Origin of the sequence: Brakhagea baltica (assembly GCF_052161605.1) — a bacterium.
Lineage (GTDB): Bacteria > Planctomycetota > Planctomycetia > Pirellulales > Pirellulaceae > JBKCUI01.
In genome coordinates, this window is sequence record NZ_CP197409.1 from 5,904,516 (window position 1) to 5,920,793 (window position 16,278).

Annotated in this window: 19 protein-coding genes; 8 read left to right on the plus strand and 11 right to left on the minus strand. The window is 51.6% G+C overall.

Going from position 1 to position 16,278, the window contains the following annotated elements:
- The first annotated feature begins 98 nt into the window (after positions 1 to 98).
- From xylB to SH449x_RS23055, 8 genes are all read left to right on the plus strand, one after another.
- Positions 99 to 1,616, plus strand: coding sequence for a xylulokinase (gene xylB / locus SH449x_RS23020; protein WP_482378427.1), 1,518 nt, complete (start codon positions 99 to 101; stop codon positions 1,614 to 1,616).
- 24 nt (positions 1,617 to 1,640) lie between these two features.
- Entirely contained in the window at positions 1,641 to 2,441 is an 801-nt protein-coding gene (locus tag SH449x_RS23025) for an RsmE family RNA methyltransferase (protein ID WP_482378428.1), read from the plus strand.
- A gap of 27 nt (positions 2,442 to 2,468) precedes the next feature.
- On the plus strand, positions 2,469 to 2,696 hold the full coding sequence (yidD, locus tag SH449x_RS23030) for a membrane protein insertion efficiency factor YidD (RefSeq protein ID WP_482378429.1): 228 nt from the start codon (positions 2,469 to 2,471) through the stop codon (positions 2,694 to 2,696).
- Positions 2,697 to 2,946: 250 nt separating this feature from the next.
- Positions 2,947 to 3,726: a glycosyltransferase family 2 protein gene (locus SH449x_RS23035; protein ID WP_482378430.1), complete on the plus strand. Its 780-nt coding sequence runs from the start codon at positions 2,947 to 2,949 to the stop codon at positions 3,724 to 3,726.
- A gap of 76 nt (positions 3,727 to 3,802) precedes the next feature.
- Positions 3,803 to 5,035, plus strand: coding sequence for a DegT/DnrJ/EryC1/StrS family aminotransferase (locus tag SH449x_RS23040; RefSeq protein ID WP_482378431.1), 1,233 nt, complete (start codon positions 3,803 to 3,805; stop codon positions 5,033 to 5,035).
- Positions 5,032 to 6,054 (plus strand): Gfo/Idh/MocA family protein, encoded by a 1,023-nt coding sequence (locus tag SH449x_RS23045; RefSeq protein WP_482378432.1) that lies wholly within the window; start codon positions 5,032 to 5,034, stop codon positions 6,052 to 6,054. The genes SH449x_RS23040 and SH449x_RS23045 overlap by 4 nt, the downstream gene beginning before the upstream one ends.
- A complete protein-coding gene (locus tag SH449x_RS23050; RefSeq protein ID WP_482378433.1) occupies positions 6,051 to 6,674 on the plus strand; it encodes an acyltransferase in 624 nt (207 codons plus the stop codon). Before SH449x_RS23045 ends, SH449x_RS23050 begins: the two co-directional genes overlap by 4 nt.
- Positions 6,668 to 7,627: a polysaccharide deacetylase family protein gene (locus SH449x_RS23055; RefSeq protein WP_482378434.1), complete on the plus strand. Its 960-nt coding sequence runs from the start codon at positions 6,668 to 6,670 to the stop codon at positions 7,625 to 7,627. The genes SH449x_RS23050 and SH449x_RS23055 overlap by 7 nt, the downstream gene beginning before the upstream one ends.
- On the opposite strand, the gene thiD is transcribed toward SH449x_RS23055, so the two are convergent.
- From thiD to SH449x_RS23110, 11 genes are all read right to left on the minus strand, one after another.
- Entirely contained in the window at positions 7,584 to 8,420 is an 837-nt protein-coding gene (gene thiD / locus SH449x_RS23060; RefSeq protein WP_482378435.1) for a bifunctional hydroxymethylpyrimidine kinase/phosphomethylpyrimidine kinase, read from the minus strand. The genes SH449x_RS23055 and thiD overlap by 44 nt on opposite strands.
- A 105-nt stretch (positions 8,421 to 8,525) precedes the next feature.
- Positions 8,526 to 8,813: a hypothetical protein gene (locus SH449x_RS23065; RefSeq protein WP_482378436.1), complete on the minus strand. Its 288-nt coding sequence runs from the start codon at positions 8,811 to 8,813 to the stop codon at positions 8,526 to 8,528.
- 236 nt (positions 8,814 to 9,049) lie between these two features.
- Positions 9,050 to 10,807 (minus strand): complex I subunit 5 family protein, encoded by a 1,758-nt coding sequence (locus tag SH449x_RS23070; protein WP_482378437.1) that lies wholly within the window; start codon positions 10,805 to 10,807, stop codon positions 9,050 to 9,052.
- The gene (locus SH449x_RS23075; RefSeq protein WP_482378438.1) at positions 10,804 to 12,300 is read right to left on the minus strand and encodes a complex I subunit 5 family protein; all 1,497 of its coding nucleotides are present in this window, start codon (positions 12,298 to 12,300) and stop codon (positions 10,804 to 10,806) included. Before SH449x_RS23075 ends, SH449x_RS23070 begins: the two co-directional genes overlap by 4 nt.
- Positions 12,297 to 13,805: a complex I subunit 5 family protein gene (locus tag SH449x_RS23080; protein ID WP_482378439.1), complete on the minus strand. Its 1,509-nt coding sequence runs from the start codon at positions 13,803 to 13,805 to the stop codon at positions 12,297 to 12,299. Before SH449x_RS23080 ends, SH449x_RS23075 begins: the two co-directional genes overlap by 4 nt.
- 4 nt (positions 13,806 to 13,809) lie before the next feature.
- Positions 13,810 to 14,124, minus strand: coding sequence for a cation:proton antiporter subunit C (locus SH449x_RS23085; protein ID WP_482378440.1), 315 nt, complete (start codon positions 14,122 to 14,124; stop codon positions 13,810 to 13,812).
- Positions 14,124 to 14,828, minus strand: coding sequence for a Na(+)/H(+) antiporter subunit B (locus SH449x_RS23090; RefSeq protein WP_482378441.1), 705 nt, complete (start codon positions 14,826 to 14,828; stop codon positions 14,124 to 14,126). Before SH449x_RS23090 ends, SH449x_RS23085 begins: the two co-directional genes overlap by 1 nt.
- The gene (locus SH449x_RS23095) at positions 14,825 to 15,091 is read right to left on the minus strand and encodes a Na(+)/H(+) antiporter subunit B (RefSeq protein ID WP_482378442.1); all 267 of its coding nucleotides are present in this window, start codon (positions 15,089 to 15,091) and stop codon (positions 14,825 to 14,827) included. Before SH449x_RS23095 ends, SH449x_RS23090 begins: the two co-directional genes overlap by 4 nt.
- On the minus strand, positions 15,088 to 15,396 hold the full coding sequence (gene mnhG, locus SH449x_RS23100) for a monovalent cation/H(+) antiporter subunit G (RefSeq protein ID WP_482378443.1): 309 nt from the start codon (positions 15,394 to 15,396) through the stop codon (positions 15,088 to 15,090). The genes SH449x_RS23095 and mnhG overlap by 4 nt, the downstream gene beginning before the upstream one ends.
- Positions 15,396 to 15,668, minus strand: a complete 273-nt coding sequence (locus SH449x_RS23105; protein ID WP_482378444.1) for an MrpF/PhaF family protein — start codon at positions 15,666 to 15,668, stop codon at positions 15,396 to 15,398. Before SH449x_RS23105 ends, mnhG begins: the two co-directional genes overlap by 1 nt.
- On the minus strand, positions 15,668 to 16,270 hold the full coding sequence (locus tag SH449x_RS23110) for a Na+/H+ antiporter subunit E (RefSeq protein ID WP_482378445.1): 603 nt from the start codon (positions 16,268 to 16,270) through the stop codon (positions 15,668 to 15,670). The genes SH449x_RS23105 and SH449x_RS23110 overlap by 1 nt, the downstream gene beginning before the upstream one ends.
- Between the last annotated feature and the right edge of the window lie 8 nt (positions 16,271 to 16,278).

The following is a 16,278-nucleotide window of genomic DNA, read 5'->3' on the forward strand; positions in this document are numbered from 1 at the left end:
TGCAATTCGCGAGGGAACAGTATAGTATCGAGCTACGGACGGTTCCTAGGGTTCGTTCGACAGAGTTTCCTCGAATCATCGTTTTCAGAGAGATAAAAATGGCTTATTACATCGGGATCGACATCGGCACCTCGGGCACCAAGAGTCTTCTTATCGACGGGGCGGGGAATATCTTGGCCGAGTCGGCAGCAGAATACCCGGTACATATGCCCAAGCCACTGTGGACCGAGCAAGATCCTGAGGACTGGTGGACGGCTGTCAAGAAGACGGTAAAAGCAGTCGTCAAAGCGGCCAAAGTCAAGAAAAACGAAGTCAAAGCGATCGGTCTGTCCGGCCAAATGCACGGTTCGGTCTTTTTGAATAAGAAAGGCAAAGTGATCCGAAAGGCACTTCTTTGGAACGATCAAAGAACGGCAAAAGAATGCGACGAGATCACCACCCGAGCCGGCGGTAGAGATGAACTAATCCGCATGGTCGGCAATCCCGCCTTGACCGGTTTCACCGCACCCAAGCTGCTGTGGCTGCGGAACAACGAGCCGAAAAACTACGACTCGCTGGCTCATTTGCTACTCCCAAAGGATGACATACGTCGCCGATTGACCGGCGAGTTCGCAACCGATGCCAGCGATGCGAGCGGGATGCTCTTGCTGGATGTCAAAAAGCGACAATGGTCTACAGAGTTGCTCGGAAAACTTGATGTAGATCCCACGATTCTAGCTAAGGTTTATGAGTCCGAACAAATCACCGGGACGCTGCTCCCCGAAGTGGCCGAAGAGTTAGGTCTAACCACCGACTGCAAGGTTGTCGGCGGAGCAGGTGACTGCGCGGCAGGAGCGGTCGGTAACGGGATTGTTAAACAAGGCGTGCTCACCGCGTCGCTCGGCACCTCCGGCGTTATGTTCTGTCACAGCGACACTCCTCAATACGATAGCCAAGGAAGATTGCACACGTTCTGCCATGCGGTTCACGGCAAGTGGCATATGATGGGCGTGACACTCTCGGCGGCTGGTTCGTTGCAATGGTTTGTGAATCAGCTTTGTGTTGAACTAAACGCCAAACGAGGTGTGGATCCTTACCAGACAATCAATATGGAAGCCGCTGCAGTTCCCGCTGGGGCCGAGGGGCTATTCTTTTTGCCCTATCTGGCTGGCGAACGCACTCCGCACGCAGATCCACATGCTCGCGGATGCTTTGTCGGATTGACCAATAAGCACTCTCGAGGCCACATGGCGCGAGCGGTGATGGAGGGGGTGACTTACTCACTGAGAGAGAGTCTCGACATCCTGGACCAGCTTGAGGTTCCCGTTAAAGAAATCCGAGTCAGTGGCGGCGGGTCCAAGAGCCCGCTTTGGAAACAAATCATGGCCGATACCTTTGGCCAGAAGGCTTGTACGATCAATGCCGAGCAGGGGCCCGCGTTTGGGGTGGCATTGCTGGCAGCGGTCGGCAGCGGCGAGTACAAGAACATCGAGGAAGCCTGCGGTGCGACTATCAAAGTTGTAGAACGTACGGCTCCCAAGAAACCGGCACAGAAGGTCTACGACAAAGCGTTCCCGGTTTACCAGTCGCTGTACCGTTCGCTCAAAGACAGCTTTGCAGAAATCTCTAAGCTTTAAGAACGCGGAAAAGAACGATTCAACGTGCGTGCTCCCCGTTTCTTAGTTCCCGATTTACCTAGCTCCGGAAGGGTTTCCTTGCCGGAGCCGGAATCGCATCACGCGATTAAAGTGCTACGAATGAAGCTGGGCGCCGAGATCGAACTGTTCGATGGCGCAGGTAATGTCGGGCAAGGTAAGATTGTCGAGATCGGCAAACGGGATGTTGAGATCGAGATCGAACATTGCACCTTTGCTCCGAACGACCATCACGGCAAGCTCACGCTAGCAGTCGCGTTGCCAAAGGGAGACCGCCAACGCGGAACGATCGAAAAGCTCACGGAGCTGGGGGCGGATCGACTCATTCCGCTGGACACCGCGTTCGGGGTTGCCGAAGTGAACGATCGCAACCAAGGTCGACTGGAACGTTATGCCATTGAGGCGTGCAAGCAGAGCAGACGAAACCGGCTGGTATCGATATCGGAGACTCTGAACATAAAGTCGTTTTGCGAAACGATTCGAACCCTATCTCAAGCCGGAGTACGCTCCTGGGTACTGCATCCACCCAATACAGACCAGGAATACCAATCCATGGAGCAACTATCGAGTCAGTTTCTGCAGCAATCCCTACCTGGCGTGGTGTTTGCGATTGGTCCCGAGGGTGGTTTCTCGGAGAGTGAGGTAGAGGCTATGGTACAATCGGGGGCCATGATGCTTAGCCTCGGAGAACGGATTCTGAGAGTCGAGACGGCTGTGGCGGTGGCTTGTACCCTCGGCAGTTTGTGGGTTGGAACTGCGGAAAACGACGCCATAACCGAAGGCCAGAGTGGCGAGAAACTCACCTGAGAAGCTTTGACCGATGAGATTTACCGGATGAAATTTGTTTCCAGACTGCTTGGTAATCTCATGATTGGGCTGGTCCGTTTTTATCAACGAGCCATCAGTCCTCTGCTTGGCTCGAATTGTCGATTCACACCGACGTGTTCTCAGTACATGATCGAGGCCGTTCAGAAGCATGGCCCGCTAAAGGGAGGAGCGAAAGGGATATGGCGGATCTGTCGGTGCCAACCCTTTTGCAAAGGTGGATACGATCCGCCGTAAGCCGTTCTCGCCAAGACTCGCTCGGCGAGAAGTGTCACTTTCCCGGGAAATTCTGGGAAACCGTCCGCTACAACCGGACCGAGCTTAGGCCGGTGGCGTGGTTTTTTGTCAGGCTGCCTGGATTGCTTTTGCGATCGTGAACGTGACCTAATTATGATGGGACATGTCAGGTAATCGCTACTAGGGCAGGTTTTGATAACTTTCCGTGCGGGGACCTCGTCTGTTCCAATTGCTGAGCCCTTGATAGAAAATGGTTAGCACGCTTTCAACTTCTGAATCGACTGAAAATACCGAACCGCTGCCAACAGCGGTGCTGGAGCTATCGATTGTCGTGCCTTGTTTCAATGAAGAGTCTGGTCTCGAACAACTCCACGCTCGTCTAGCTTCACTGATGGAACGATTTCATGCGGGAACCATCAGCGAAGTGATTCTTGTCGATGACGGGAGCACCGATCGAACCTGGGCGGGACTTCAGGAACGATTCCAAGGCCTGCCTTGGGCGAGGCTGGTCAAGCATCCATGCAATCGAGGCATAACGGCAGCCATCCGCACTGGGATTGAAAATGCGAGCAGCCCTTGGGTGGCGACCATCGATTCCGATTGCACGTACGATCCCCTCCAGCTCCAGGAATTGGCGTCCGCCATCACTGAAAGCGCGGCGATGGTAACGGCCTCTCCCTATCACCCGGACGGTAGCGTGGTTGGGGTTCCCAAATGGCGATTGGCTCTCTCGAAATTGGCATCACTCGGATACAGATCTCTGCTGCGTAGCAAGCTACATACGTACACGAGCTGCTTTCGTATTTACCGTAAGGAGTCGTTCATTGCGATGCCGGCAACCAACGATGGCTTTGTGGGAATTGCGGAGATAGCATGGCATTTGGATCGATCGGGCGGAGCCATCGTCGAAGTTCCGGCAGTTTTAACGACTCGCAAAGTGGGCTTCTCCAAGATGAGAACGCTCCCAGTTATAGGTCAACATCTCAAGCTGATGAGTCGTATATTGATAGCACGCTTGCTAAACCGATAAGACCAATACTGGAACAACACCAGAGTACTACGATACAACCAACAACGCCTCTAAAAAAAGACGACCGATAAACATCATGAGTAGCACGATTGAGAAACTAGATGTCTTACCTTTGCCATCCGACCAAGACGCCTCGGGGCGTACCTTGGGACAAGAAGAAATCGAGTCGGTTGCTAAAGCGATTCTCTCTGGGACTTTGACCTCCACGAAAGGGGAGTTCACTAAGCAATTCGAGATCGAGTTTGCGAAAGTCTGCGAGGTTGCTCACACGCATGCTTGCTCGTCTGGTTCCGCTGCTTTGCACACCGCCGTGGCCGCGATCAATCCTGAACCAGGCGAGGAGATCATTACCACTTCGATCACCGACATGGGAGCGATTTCCGCAATCCTTTACCAAGGCGCTGTGCCTCGCTTTGCCGATGTCGATCCCAAGACCTACAATGTCACGTCGGAAACCATCGCGGCATGCATTAGCCCCCGAACGCGAGCCATTATGGTAACGCACTTGTTCGGGAATCCCTGCGATATGGGCCCCATCAAGGAACTTAGTCGAAAACATCGGATTCCGATCATCGAGGATTGTGCACAATCTTTTCTGGCCGAATATAAAGGGCAACCCGTTGGCTCCATCGGTGACATGGGTTGTTTCTCGCTGCAACAAGGAAAGCATATTACCACTGGCGAAGGAGGAGTTGTCGTTTCCAACGATAATGATCTCGCACGCCGATGCTTTCTGTTTATCAACAAAGGGTGGGGCTACGGCGATGCAAAACCCGACCACTACTTCCTTGCCCCTAACTATCGCATGAACGAGCTCGCCGGTGCTGTGGCTCTCGCGCAACTCGAAAAGCTCGACTTTAGTGTGCGTTCTCGCATTTGGCGAGCTGACGAGTTGTCGGAAACGCTTGCTGACGTGCCTGGTATCCATGTGCCGAGAGCGTTGCCGGGATGCAAACACACCTACTGGAAATACGCTCTGGATGTCGATCCGAACATTATCCCAGGTGGGACGGTCGCTCTGGGGCAGAAATTGAAAGAAGGTGGCGTGTTCTGTGCCCCACGCTATATCCAAAAGCCAGCCTTTCAATGCGAGGTGATACGGGATCAACGCACGTTCGGGAATTCCCGATTCCCTTTCAACTTGGCCATTGACGAAGCACTCGATTATTCGCCCGAGCGATTCCCCGGGACCTTCCAAGCCCTCGCGCGAGTCTTGGTGCTGCCGTGGAGCGAGAACTATCAATCCCGCCATGTGCAATACATTGCCCAAACTATTCGCGACGCCGTCAAGAGCTTGACCGAATCATGAAAGAGTCTCCTTTGAAGTTTGCATTGATCGGTACAGGTGGCATTGCTCAAACGCATTTACAAGCGTTCGGGAAAACGTCGCTGGCAAAGCTGGTTGCAGTCGTCGACATTCGGCGAGAATCGGCCGAAGCGGTGGGTGCTGCCACGGGGTGCCGTGCGTTTAGTTCGCTCGAGGAATTGCTCGGTTCCGATTGTTCGATCGACGCTGCGATCGTGTGCACGCCACCTAATACGCACTTGGAGATTTGCGAACTGCTAGCGGATGCCGGTGTTCATGTTTTATGTGAAAAGCCTATCGCTTTGAATCTGGCGCAAGCGACCCAGATGATACGACGCGCGGAGGAAACGCGGACCATTCTTACCATGGCATCCAAGTTCCGATATACGGCGGACATGATCTATGCCAAACAGTTGGTGACCTCAGGTGTTCTCGGCGAGGTGCTTTTGTTCGAGAATACGTTTGCAGGTCACGTCGATATGAGCAAACGCTGGAATAGCCAACCAGAATTCAGCGGAGGTGGTGTGCTGATCGATAACGGTACCCATTCGGTTGATGTCGTGCGGTACCTGCTCGGTCCTATCACGTCTATACAAGTTCTCGAAGGAAAGCGTTACCAGCAGATCCCTGTTGAAGATACCGTACGCATTCACGCCAAGACCGAGTGCGGAGCGTTAGCTGCTATGGATCTGTCCTGGAGTATCAACAAACAGACTCCTTGGTATGCCAGTATCTACGGTTCTCAAGGAACGGTGCTCGTTGGCTGGAAGGAATCGAAATACAAACGGGCCATCGATTCCGATTGGACCGTGTTTGGCAGCGGCTACGACAAAGTCCAAGCGTTTACGGCCCAACTCAACAACTTTTGCAATGCGATTCACGGGATCGAGCCGCTACTGATTACCTCGCAAGATGCGCTGGCATCGGCTGATGCGATCGACAAAGCTTATGAATCGATGAGGGCCGATGCTTGGGTTTCCATCGCAAGCTACCCGTTGACGGTGGGTCGGATTGCTTCATGAGTTCTCGCATTCACCCGACGGCGATCGTGGAATCAGGAGTCCGAATCGGTAACGGAACTGCTGTCTGGGACAACGTCCATGTCAGGCATGATGCAACCATTGGGGACGAGTGTATCATCGGTGGAAAATCAACGATTGCCTACGGTGTGTCGATCGGTAACCGATGTAAGATCAATTCCAACGTCTACATCTGCACTGCTGTCACCATTGAGGACGGGGTGATGATCTCGGCGGGTGTCGTTTTTACAAACGATCGCTTTCCTCGCGCCGCCACACCTGATCTACAAAAATTGCGTTCAAGCGATCCAGGCGAATCCACGGAGCAAACGATTGTTCGTTGCGGTTCCACGATCGGTGCCGGAGCCATTGTCGGTAGCAATCTCACTATCGGACGATGGGCTATGATTGGCATGGGAACGATTGTGACAAAGTCTGTTCCCGACTTTCATTTGTTCCTTGGATCACCCGGCCGCAGTGTGGGGGCTGTTTGTCGGTGCGGCCAACTGTTAATCATGTTTGAAGAAGAGCAAGCTATACACGCCGAATTGGTCTGCCGAGCATGCGGCCGGTCCTATCATCGCCTCGGTTTTGAAATCAGTGAGCCATTGACCGCATGCTAGCCAGTATCTCTTTGGATTTGGATAACAAGTGGTCTTATATGAAGACTCACGGAGATTCTGGATGGGAGTCATTTCCGTCGTATCTCGATGTGTTGCTTCCGCGAGTATTGGAACTGCTCAACGACCTGGGGCTCAAGATCACGTTTTTTATCGTAGGACAGGATGCGGCTCTGGAGGGTAATCGCAACGCTCTCGGGCTCATATCATCAAGCGGTCATGAAGTAGGGAATCACTCGTTTCATCATGAGCCGTGGCTTCACTTGTACAGTCGCGAGCAAATCGTCGAGGAGTTCGAGAGAAGTGAGCAAGCTATAGAGTTGGCTACAGGTGTGAGAACGCGAGGTTTTCGTGGGCCTGGTTTTAGCTTTTCGCCCACCGTGCTCAGTGTGCTCGTGGACCGGGGCTATTTGTACGACTGTTCTACGTTTCCCACTTTTCTCGGTCCAATCGCGAGGATGTACTATTTTTTTCATAGTCGCCTCGGGAAGCAGGACCGAGATAAACGCAAACAGCTTTTCGGCAATTGGAACGCCGGTTTTCAGCGTTTAAGACCTTACTGGTGGAATCTGAATAGTGATGCGGCCGTTCCAACACAACAAGCAAGTGAAGGGGCTTTGCTTGAATTACCGGTAACCACGATGCCTTGGTTCAAAGTACCGATCCATTTGAGTTACGTCATGTATCTCGCGAGCTATTCAGAGCGGATCGCAGCAAGTTACTTTCGGAGCGCCATGAGGCTATGTTGGCTAAATCGAGTTCAGCCCTCTTTTTTGTTACATCCACTTGATTTTCTGGGAGCGGACGACGAGTCAGACCTGGCATTCTTTCCTGGCATGCAATTGCCGTCACAGGTAAAGATGCGGATAGCGAGAAACGTACTCGGTTGGATGCAAAGCAAATTCGAGTGCGTTACGATGACGCAGCACGCAGAATCGATTTGTTCAGTTCCATAACGCGTGTTTCGACGGGTGAGCGTCCCTTGCCGATCGGCGTCGCATTATAGATGGCAACAGCAGTTTGCTCGATCGCTTTGGAGACTAGCTCGGGCCAGTCGCTTGCTCCTCGCGCCAAGAAAGCGGTTATGGTTGACGAGAGTACACAGCCAGCTCCATGCGTATGCGGGGTATCGAATCGATCGATTTCCAACGCTAAATTTTTATCACCCGTGCCGAGGATGTGCCGCGACTTGCCCTCTACCTCCCCGAGTTTCGCCAGCACGTAAACTGCACCCATTTGATGAAGCTCGTGGATCGCTTGGGCAATCGTTTCTTCGTTCGTCAGTTCGATGCCGCTTAGTCGTTGCAACTCGAATCGATTGGGGGTGACGAGAGTCGCTCGCTTGAGAAGATTTTTGTAGGCTTCGACAGCATCATCATCGATCAGCGAGTCACCCGACTTACTGACCATGACAGGGTCGACGATGAGTGGCACCTCCAAGGTCTCGGCCCATTTCGCAATCGCGTTGATCATGTCGGCGTTGCCGAGGGCTCCGGTCTTAACGATGATGGGGGACAAGTCATCCATCACTGATTGTATTTGAGCCAAGACGAGCTCCGGGCTCATCATATGAATTTGCTTGATCCCCTGTGTGTTCTGAACGGTCAGCATCGTGATTGCCGTGGCACCGTAAACACCGAATTGTTGGAAGGTTTTCAGGTCGGCTTGGATGCCAGCCCCACCGCTACAATCGGAACCACCGATTGTGAGAGCAATCGATTGCGGAGCAAATGTATTTTGTTCAGCCATTGAGATATTTGCGAAAAGTGACGTGTTTGAGTTAGTAAGAAGCGACAGGTTCGGAATGTTCCGGTCACTAGATTACCCTGTCGCCAAACTTTGCACGACTGCAACTTAGCCAGCTGGCTGAGATTGGCTACGAAGAGATACGGAATAGAGAAGCGTGATCGAACCGCACGCAATCAAAGACCAGGGAAACCACTCCGATGGCTTGAAGACCCGATTGTTAACGACGGGTTGTGGGGCATTGAATAGGCCGCCTGTTGGGACATTAACCGGTTCATCCATCACACCAGCTACAAAAACTGCGCTGTCCAGTACCATGCATTCCAGCCCCACGATGATGAGGTAGATGCCGACGGCAGCGAAAAAGGCTCGCATCATGGTGGAGGGACGAATCATGGTTTCTAAGCACCTTGGGGTGAGAAATCGATCGAACGAATAATGAGTCTGCAAAAGAAAACTTCTACTTCGCGAATCGGCTAATATGTTAGTACAAATTGAGCCAACTCACTTAGGATGCGGACGTTCCAGTTGAAACGAATGTACCGGAGCTGAATGACTTAAGTCGCTAAGTGGGTAACGGGCTCGTAAGCAGAGTTTAAGCGTTGTGGTCCAACACTATTGGCAGCAACATTTCAGGTAAGTGACAAGACCAGCAAAACGGCCACCAGACCGGTAATCGCAAGCGCGGCAATCGTATCGTTCTCGAAAAATTCAGCGACGTCATTCAGCCTTTTCGACAGCATTGAGGTCATCCTCGACCAATTTTTCTTCGAAACCGAATCCTCGCGTGGCTGGCACGTGAACGACCATTTGTACATGGTTCGATTCCAGAGCCAGCGATGGTAATAAACGAATGCGTGATAAACGTCTCCTGCTGGAATACTAAGCTTGGATATCAGATTCCTTGTTGGAAGAAACCAAATGATTAAGGCTCCCAATAGGGCGGCCGTGAGAATGGGCCATGTAGCCCCCCAAAGACTTGAAAGGGATAGGGAATTCCAAGAGGAATGGGAGGCCCCCATCCATTTTTGAATAAAAAACCCTACCACTACAAACGTCGAAAGTAGGAACCAAGGCACAAAGACTCCGAGGGGCAGTCGATATGCGTTCGTAGCACATTTGTCTCTCATGATCCATAGAAACCTCAGAACGAGTGCTGTGGTGGTGAGGCTCGATAACACTAGTACCCAAGTTAGGAATGAACTCCCCGTTTCCATTATTGATATCGCGTATTTGACTTCTGCCTTGGCTGTGTAACCTAAAGTCATCGGCAATCCTGCCAATGCCAATCCAGCGACTGTCAGAATAACAAAATATACATACCTGTTCGCCTTGTTTGGCATGCCGGCATTAGCGACTCCGACGCCCAAGAACAATGAGGCTTTTGCGATGCCGTGATGAGCACTCCAGATCAATAAGCTTGAAAATACGAAAGGCCACGCGGCTGGAGTAACCATCGCGATAGACATGATCATCAACATCAAACCCATTTGGCTAACACTCGAGTACGCCAAAACCGTTTTAGGATTTATGGCAAGCATCCCAACGCATGCACCATAGAAGCAGGTAAAAACTCCAAGTGACATGTACAGCTGTCCCCAAAACGGCAAGACAGTTTCGCCTAGCGGTAGCATCCGCATCAAACCGAGCAATCCTGTCTTGATCATAGCGCCGCTCAGTACGGCGCTCGCTGGTATCGGTGCTGCGGGATGAGCTAATGGCAGCCAGCCATGCAGTGGTACAATCCCCATCTTGATCCCAAAACCAACTAACAGCAAACCGCAGATCCAATTCTGGTTAGAAGACTCTGGCCAATGGATTCGCAAGTCGTCGAATTGCCAAGAATTGGATTGATGGGCAAGCAGTACGATCGCCACCAGCAATGCCATTTCACCAAAAAGGGTCATGATTATGTATACTTTACCTGCGAAGATACTGGATCTTTCCCGATCATGAATAATCAATCCGTAAGCAGCCAAACTCATTAGCGTAAAGAACGTTAGAAAACTAATCATGTCTTGAGAGATGCAGACTCCGAGATTTCCTGCCATGGTTAGCAGGAAAAAAGCTTGGAACTGGCGACGGCGCGGTACCTTGGCGAGAAAAGGGCGTGCATATATTCCGGCTATGAACCATAGCAAAGCCGTTAATCCCAAAAAAACTCTTCCGGTGCTATCAACGCCCCAACGAACACCGAGAAACAGCCACGGTATCTCTACGGCAAAATCAATGTTTTGCATTGCCAAAAGTAAACCAGGGAAAGCAGCCCAGGAAGAAAGGTGCGCGATCCAAGTGACACCGCGCCTTCCCACCATTTGTTCCCCGAAGCCTTGTAGGGCCGCAAGAATCAATGGAGTCAGTAAGGTCATTACCAGTAGCCATTCCATCATGGCATATACCCCTGGTTGACAATAAATGTGGCCCAGTCAAGGGGGCTAAACGGCATACCAGCCAGGAGTCCTGTCAACAACGTTAAGAATGCGGTAAACACGGGCGGTAGGAGCAGAGTGAGCGGTGCTTCGAAACGTGACGGTAGACTTTCAGCAGGCCACGATTCCGGGGGATCGCGAAACCAAGCAGCATAAATCAAGGGTAGAAAATAAGCGGCGTTCAGCAAACTACTAGCGACTAAAACACCGAGTATCCATGCCCTACCCGCATCGATTGCTCCCATACCGAGATACCATTTGCTGATAAAGCCAGCAGTCGGTGGCATTCCGATCATGCCTAGTCCCGCGATGGTAAAAGCAGTCATGGTCCACGGCATTCTATGAGCTAGCCCATCCATTTGATAGGTTTTCTTAACACCGAGTGTTTCTGCCATGTTTCCGGCAGCAAAAAACAAGGTGATCTTCATAATTCCCTGGTGAACCAGATGCAAGATTCCACCAATCGTTCCGAGATAGCCAGAGATACCAATCCCAAGGGCGATGTAGGAAACTTGGCTGACGGTCGAAAAAGCCAGTCGTTTCTTGATGTCGTCTTGAAACATGGCTCGAAGGGATCCATACAGAATTGTGACACTCGCACAAAGTGCTAATCCGTTAAGGACGTTTAGTTCATGACACACTTCGATACCAAAGACATCGAGAACTAAGCGCGTAATCCCGAAAGCACCTGCTTTTACGACTGCGACTGCGTGAAGTAGAGCACTGACTGGCGCGGGAGCAACCATCGCCTTTGGTAGCCAAACATGCAGCGGAACCAAGGCTGCTTTGACTCCAAATCCTAGGACCATCATCGCAAAAATGAGTTGCAGTTTGGTAGGGTCCAAGTTCTGCAACTGTGACGCGATCGCCTGTCCACCAAATTCGATTGGGCCGACCAACGATTGCAGCCAAATGATGGCCAAAAGCAAAACACTCCCGCCTGAAAGGGAAAAAAGCAGGTAGTATCGACCACCTTGAAGCGAATCAGGAGTGCCACGATGAATGACCAAGGGAAAGGTCGTCAGGGTCAGCATCTCGTAGAAGATGAGAAATGTCAGCAGATTGCCAGCCACGGCAAGCCCGGTCGAAGCCGTCACGCAAAGGCTAAAAAAGCCAAAGAAGCGAGCCTGGTGCAAAGAATCCCTCAGATACCCAATGGCATAGATAGTTGTCAGCAACCAGAGTCCTGCTGAGAGAGCTACGAACAGGCAGGATAATGGGTCAGCTCGCAGCACGAAGTCGACACCCTGGACCAAACCATAGCGAAACTCGAATTTCTCGCCCCTGGAAACACCACATAGCATCACCGTTACCAAGATAACTTTTAGACACGCGCCAAACAGGTTAAGGAATGTTCGAAGCTGCTTGCGTTCATCGTTAAGGAAAAAGATCATGCAACCGGGGAGAAATGAACTAGCTACGACTCCTAATAGAACCAACTGTTGGATCGTCATGGTCCCGCCTCCTCGACCGCGTCGACAGGGACTCCAATCTCAAGAAGACGAAGTGGTTGAGTAGTCAATACACCCGAGGCTATCATGGTCGCGGCAAGGATTAAGGGTGGCCAGCGCATGGCAGAGGGAATGGGGGCCAAGGGAGCGAGCGATGTGGGAGCCTTTTCGCTCGATAGAGCTACGGCGATTAAGCGGAAAACGTAGACAGCGGCTAATAGTCCGCCAAGCAAGATAACCGACGCAACCAACCAATGACCGCCCGCGACCGCTGCATTCAGCAACATCCACTTAGCAATAAACTCGCCACTTGGCGGAAGGCCCATTAGATTCACGCCAGCCAAAGCAAAGGTAAAGATCAATAACGGCTCACGTCGACCGATACTTACCCAATCCTTGATTTGATCACTTCCAACGGCGAACATTAGAGAACCTGCAACCATAAATACGGAGGCTTTAGCACAAGCATGGGCAAACATAAAGTAAGCCGTGCCCCGCCATGCGAAAGCCGTTTCCCAACCGTCCCATATTCCGAAAATCAGGAAGAGATACCCGATTTGCGATAGAGTCGAATAGGCGATCATTTGCTTCACCCGTTCTTGGCGAATTGCATGGATCGAACCCCATAATATTGCAGCCATCCCTAGCGTGCAAAGCAACTGACTGGCTCCTGTCGACATGACTGGTGCAAAGACATAGAACCACAACCTAAGAATGATAAAAAAGGATCCTTTTAGGACCAGCCCCGACAGAACTCCACTCACTGGAGCCGGAGCACTCGCGTGGGCATCGGGCAACCAATAGTGCAGCGGAAAAAGAGCTGTCTTCACCAAAAGTCCGACCGTCATCAGTGACGCCGCGCAGAGAGTGGTCGCATCGGCTTGTACCATACCGGCTAATTGATCCCAAGCGACCGTTCCATAGGTCCCGTAGATCAATGCAACACCTAACAGATATAAAAGTGAGCCGGTCATTGCCGCAATCAAATACCGCATCGCTGCTACTAACGCCATTCTCCCTCCAGCCAGTCCGATTAAAGCGACTGCGGCCAAGGTGACCATTTCGAGCGTTACATATAGATTGAAGAGATCTCCCGAAAGAAAAAGTGCATTCAAGGCTGACCACATAATCAGCCACAATGGCCAGAAAGCGCGTACGGTTCGTCCATTCGTGAGCGGTGTTCCGTCTGACCGAGTAGCCGAAAAGTATCCGGTTGCATAAATGGTCGACGTAGCCCCTACCAGCGATGTCATTAAAATCATGAAGGTGCTGATGCCGTCGGCGTAGAGCGAAATTCCCAGTGGTGGCGACCAGCCTCCAATAGCATAGCGAGTTGCTCCATCTCGCAGGATTGCATAGGTTAACCAAATCCCCAAAACAACCTGAACGAGAGCGGTCAAGGTGGCGAGATACCCAGCCGCCCGAGTCGATGAAAGGAATATAACCAACGCAGCTAGCATCGGTACGAAAACCAACCCTGTCATGACGATGTGAACATTGAGAACCATTCCGTCAGTCCTCAAAGTGACAGGGCAGCTCAGTCATACCCGTTTCACGGTATAGACGTCGCGTCAAAGCCAACATCAAGGCTGTTGCACTAACCGCGACCACGATTCCGGTGAGCACCATCGCTTGTGGAACCGGGTCTGAATTTTCCGATGGAGTTCGTGCCCCTAGGGCAATAAAGACGAGAAAAACCCCCGGCCCCATCAGGTTTAAAGCCAGTACTTTTCGAACCAGATTTCTGCAAAACAAAATGCCGTGCAATCCTATTCCAACGAGGACGGCACCTGTGACAGCGTACATAATAGAGGGGTGCTCGGTCATTAGATTCCTTTTTCATGAATAGTTTTTCTTGACCGTAAACGTCCACCGAGAAAGACAGCGATAAGAGCTGCCGCAATCGACAATCCGCAAGCACATTCGATCAACAGGATCAGCCACTTCGCCATGTGCTCGGGATACTCTAAAAAGGCTCCTCCAGTCCACATGACTGCTAGTCCTACACCAATAAAGACGAATAATCCAACCGTCAAAAGCAAGCGTTCTAACCACGCAGGCATCTTCTGGCTCCAGTCTACCCCTGCTAGGAATAGAACCACACCGGCAGATGCCAAGATCGCCCCTGCCTGAAAGGCTCCTCCCGGTTGATGCCCCCCCAGCCAGAGAAGATGCCCCCCGACCATGATGGAAATTGGAGCCATGACCCTTACGAACCCACGCAAGACAGGGTTGGTCACTTCGCTAACCAAGCAAGCTTCGTTGGCCCAACCGCCCACAAGTGCCCACGCGGCTAAAACTGCCAATAACAAAACGGTTAATTCCAATAGGGTATCGTAGCTGCGGTAGTTCAGCAGAACGGACGTGACGGGATTGCTGGCTCCGGATCGGTCAAGTTCCGCCATAGCTTGGTCGGTCAACCCTACGGCTTGGCTCGGAAGTTGCGAAATCGCATATCCGACCCAAACAACGATCCCAGAGACTGGAATCACCCCTAAAACCCCACCAACTAAACGTATGGAAAGTTTCACTGGATATCCTCCGGCGATTGGCTGATCGACGCAGCGGTTGTTAGAAGTAAAGCTCCTGTTAAACCCGCTCCTATAGCTGCTTCTGCCAGCGCCACATCAGGGGCACCGAAGCGAACCCACACCAAGGCCAACAAAAGCCCGAACAATATGTACGAAATGATTGCCCAAAAGAGATCTTTCACCAGCAGGCTTTGCAATGCGAGTAAACAGAGTAAAGCACAAACGAAGGAATCAAGAATCCAGATTAGATCGCCCAGTGTCATGATCGCCTCCAAGGTTTAATGCCCGATCTCAGAGCAACCCGAGCAATCAGATGGCAAGCAGTTGCGCTCGATTGAACCATCAACAGCCATACGACGACCAATTTAATGCCGACAGAAAACGACTCGGCATGAAAGAGCAACCCCAAGATCACTAAGCCTAGTCCCAGGTTGTCGGCTTTCGTGGTGGCATGCAATCGAGAGAACACATCCGGGAAGCGTAGCATACCGATACTACCGCCAAAGAAGAAAAAGACACCAACCCCAATCAGGATCGTTGAGATTGAGTAATAAACAGCTTCGACCATTACACTACCTCGTCCGCAACACTTCTACCAAATCGACTTGCTGCTACTGCTGCAACTCCGTCCAGCAATCCAAAAACTAGCGAGATATCCACTAGATAGGGTTGGGCCAAAGCTCTCGAGGCTATCAATAGGACGCAAATAATTGTCGTTCCCATCAATTGGGCTGCGATCATCCGATCTACAAAGGTCGGACCTCGCATAACTCGGATCAAGCCCAAAAAAAGATTGAACGTTAACGCTACCGCAAAGAACAAAAGAAACGAGCTGGTCATTAGTTTAAATTGCCTCCTTTTTGCTCTTCGGATCCGTGGCTCCCGAACAGTTTCACGACCGCCCGTTCCAGTTCCCTGAGTTGATCATAGGTGGAAGACTGAACATCCAGCACATGAATCACGATGGTATCTTCACAAAGGTTGGCGCTTACGGAGCCGGGACAGAGGCTGATCGCATTGGCAAAAAAAACGCGAGCGGTACCTTCCGGTAAAGATGTTCTAAATTCAATCATCCTCGGGTCGATTTGCATCCGTGGCTTGAACGCTCGAATGGCAACGTCGATTCCTCCCTCGATGGATAGGATTAGAAAACGCCACAGGAACGGTATCAGCGCTAACCAACGAAATTGCCAAGCGGTTGCCGGAGCCAACCAAGCCGATGCGCCAGCAGCAGCCAAGACCGTTGGCCCCCCAATCACCCAGCTCTGGGTATCTCCCTCGCTTAGCATCCACCAAAGGAAGGAAAACATAACCGAGTATTTAACGAACCAACGCCAACGGCTGGTTGCGAAGGAACCGTTCTTGTACCCAGGACTGTTTTCGATTCGATTCCATTCCACCGGTATGATACTCCTGCCAACCGTATTCTTTCCGACTGCCACTTCCTTAC

Bases quoted from the DNA above. Each gene is read 5' to 3' on its own strand.
- xylB (WP_482378427.1), top strand. From the start codon at position 99: ATGGCTTATTACATCGGGATCGACATCGGCACCTCGGGCACCAAGAGT.
- mnhG (WP_482378443.1), bottom strand. From the start codon at position 15,396: ATGGTCGAAGCTGTTTATTACTCAATCTCAACGATCCTGATTGGGGTT.
- thiD (WP_482378435.1), bottom strand. From the start codon at position 8,420: ATGGCTGAACAAAATACATTTGCTCCGCAATCGATTGCTCTCACAATC.
- SH449x_RS23050 (WP_482378433.1), top strand. From the start codon at position 6,051: ATGAGTTCTCGCATTCACCCGACGGCGATCGTGGAATCAGGAGTCCGA.
- SH449x_RS23075 (WP_482378438.1), bottom strand. From the start codon at position 12,300: ATGACGATCCAACAGTTGGTTCTATTAGGAGTCGTAGCTAGTTCATTT.
- SH449x_RS23035 (WP_482378430.1), top strand. From the start codon at position 2,947: ATGGTTAGCACGCTTTCAACTTCTGAATCGACTGAAAATACCGAACCG.
- yidD (WP_482378429.1), top strand. From the start codon at position 2,469: ATGAAATTTGTTTCCAGACTGCTTGGTAATCTCATGATTGGGCTGGTC.
- SH449x_RS23065 (WP_482378436.1), bottom strand. From the start codon at position 8,813: ATGATTCGTCCCTCCACCATGATGCGAGCCTTTTTCGCTGCCGTCGGC.
- SH449x_RS23105 (WP_482378444.1), bottom strand. From the start codon at position 15,668: ATGACCAGCTCGTTTCTTTTGTTCTTTGCGGTAGCGTTAACGTTCAAT.
- SH449x_RS23045 (WP_482378432.1), top strand. From the start codon at position 5,032: ATGAAAGAGTCTCCTTTGAAGTTTGCATTGATCGGTACAGGTGGCATT.
- SH449x_RS23085 (WP_482378440.1), bottom strand. From the start codon at position 14,124: ATGACCGAGCACCCCTCTATTATGTACGCTGTCACAGGTGCCGTCCTC.
- SH449x_RS23080 (WP_482378439.1), bottom strand. From the start codon at position 13,805: ATGGTTCTCAATGTTCACATCGTCATGACAGGGTTGGTTTTCGTACCG.
- SH449x_RS23095 (WP_482378442.1), bottom strand. From the start codon at position 15,091: ATGACACTGGGCGATCTAATCTGGATTCTTGATTCCTTCGTTTGTGCT.
- SH449x_RS23070 (WP_482378437.1), bottom strand. From the start codon at position 10,807: ATGATGGAATGGCTACTGGTAATGACCTTACTGACTCCATTGATTCTT.
- SH449x_RS23040 (WP_482378431.1), top strand. From the start codon at position 3,803: ATGAGTAGCACGATTGAGAAACTAGATGTCTTACCTTTGCCATCCGAC.
- SH449x_RS23055 (WP_482378434.1), top strand. From the start codon at position 6,668: ATGCTAGCCAGTATCTCTTTGGATTTGGATAACAAGTGGTCTTATATG.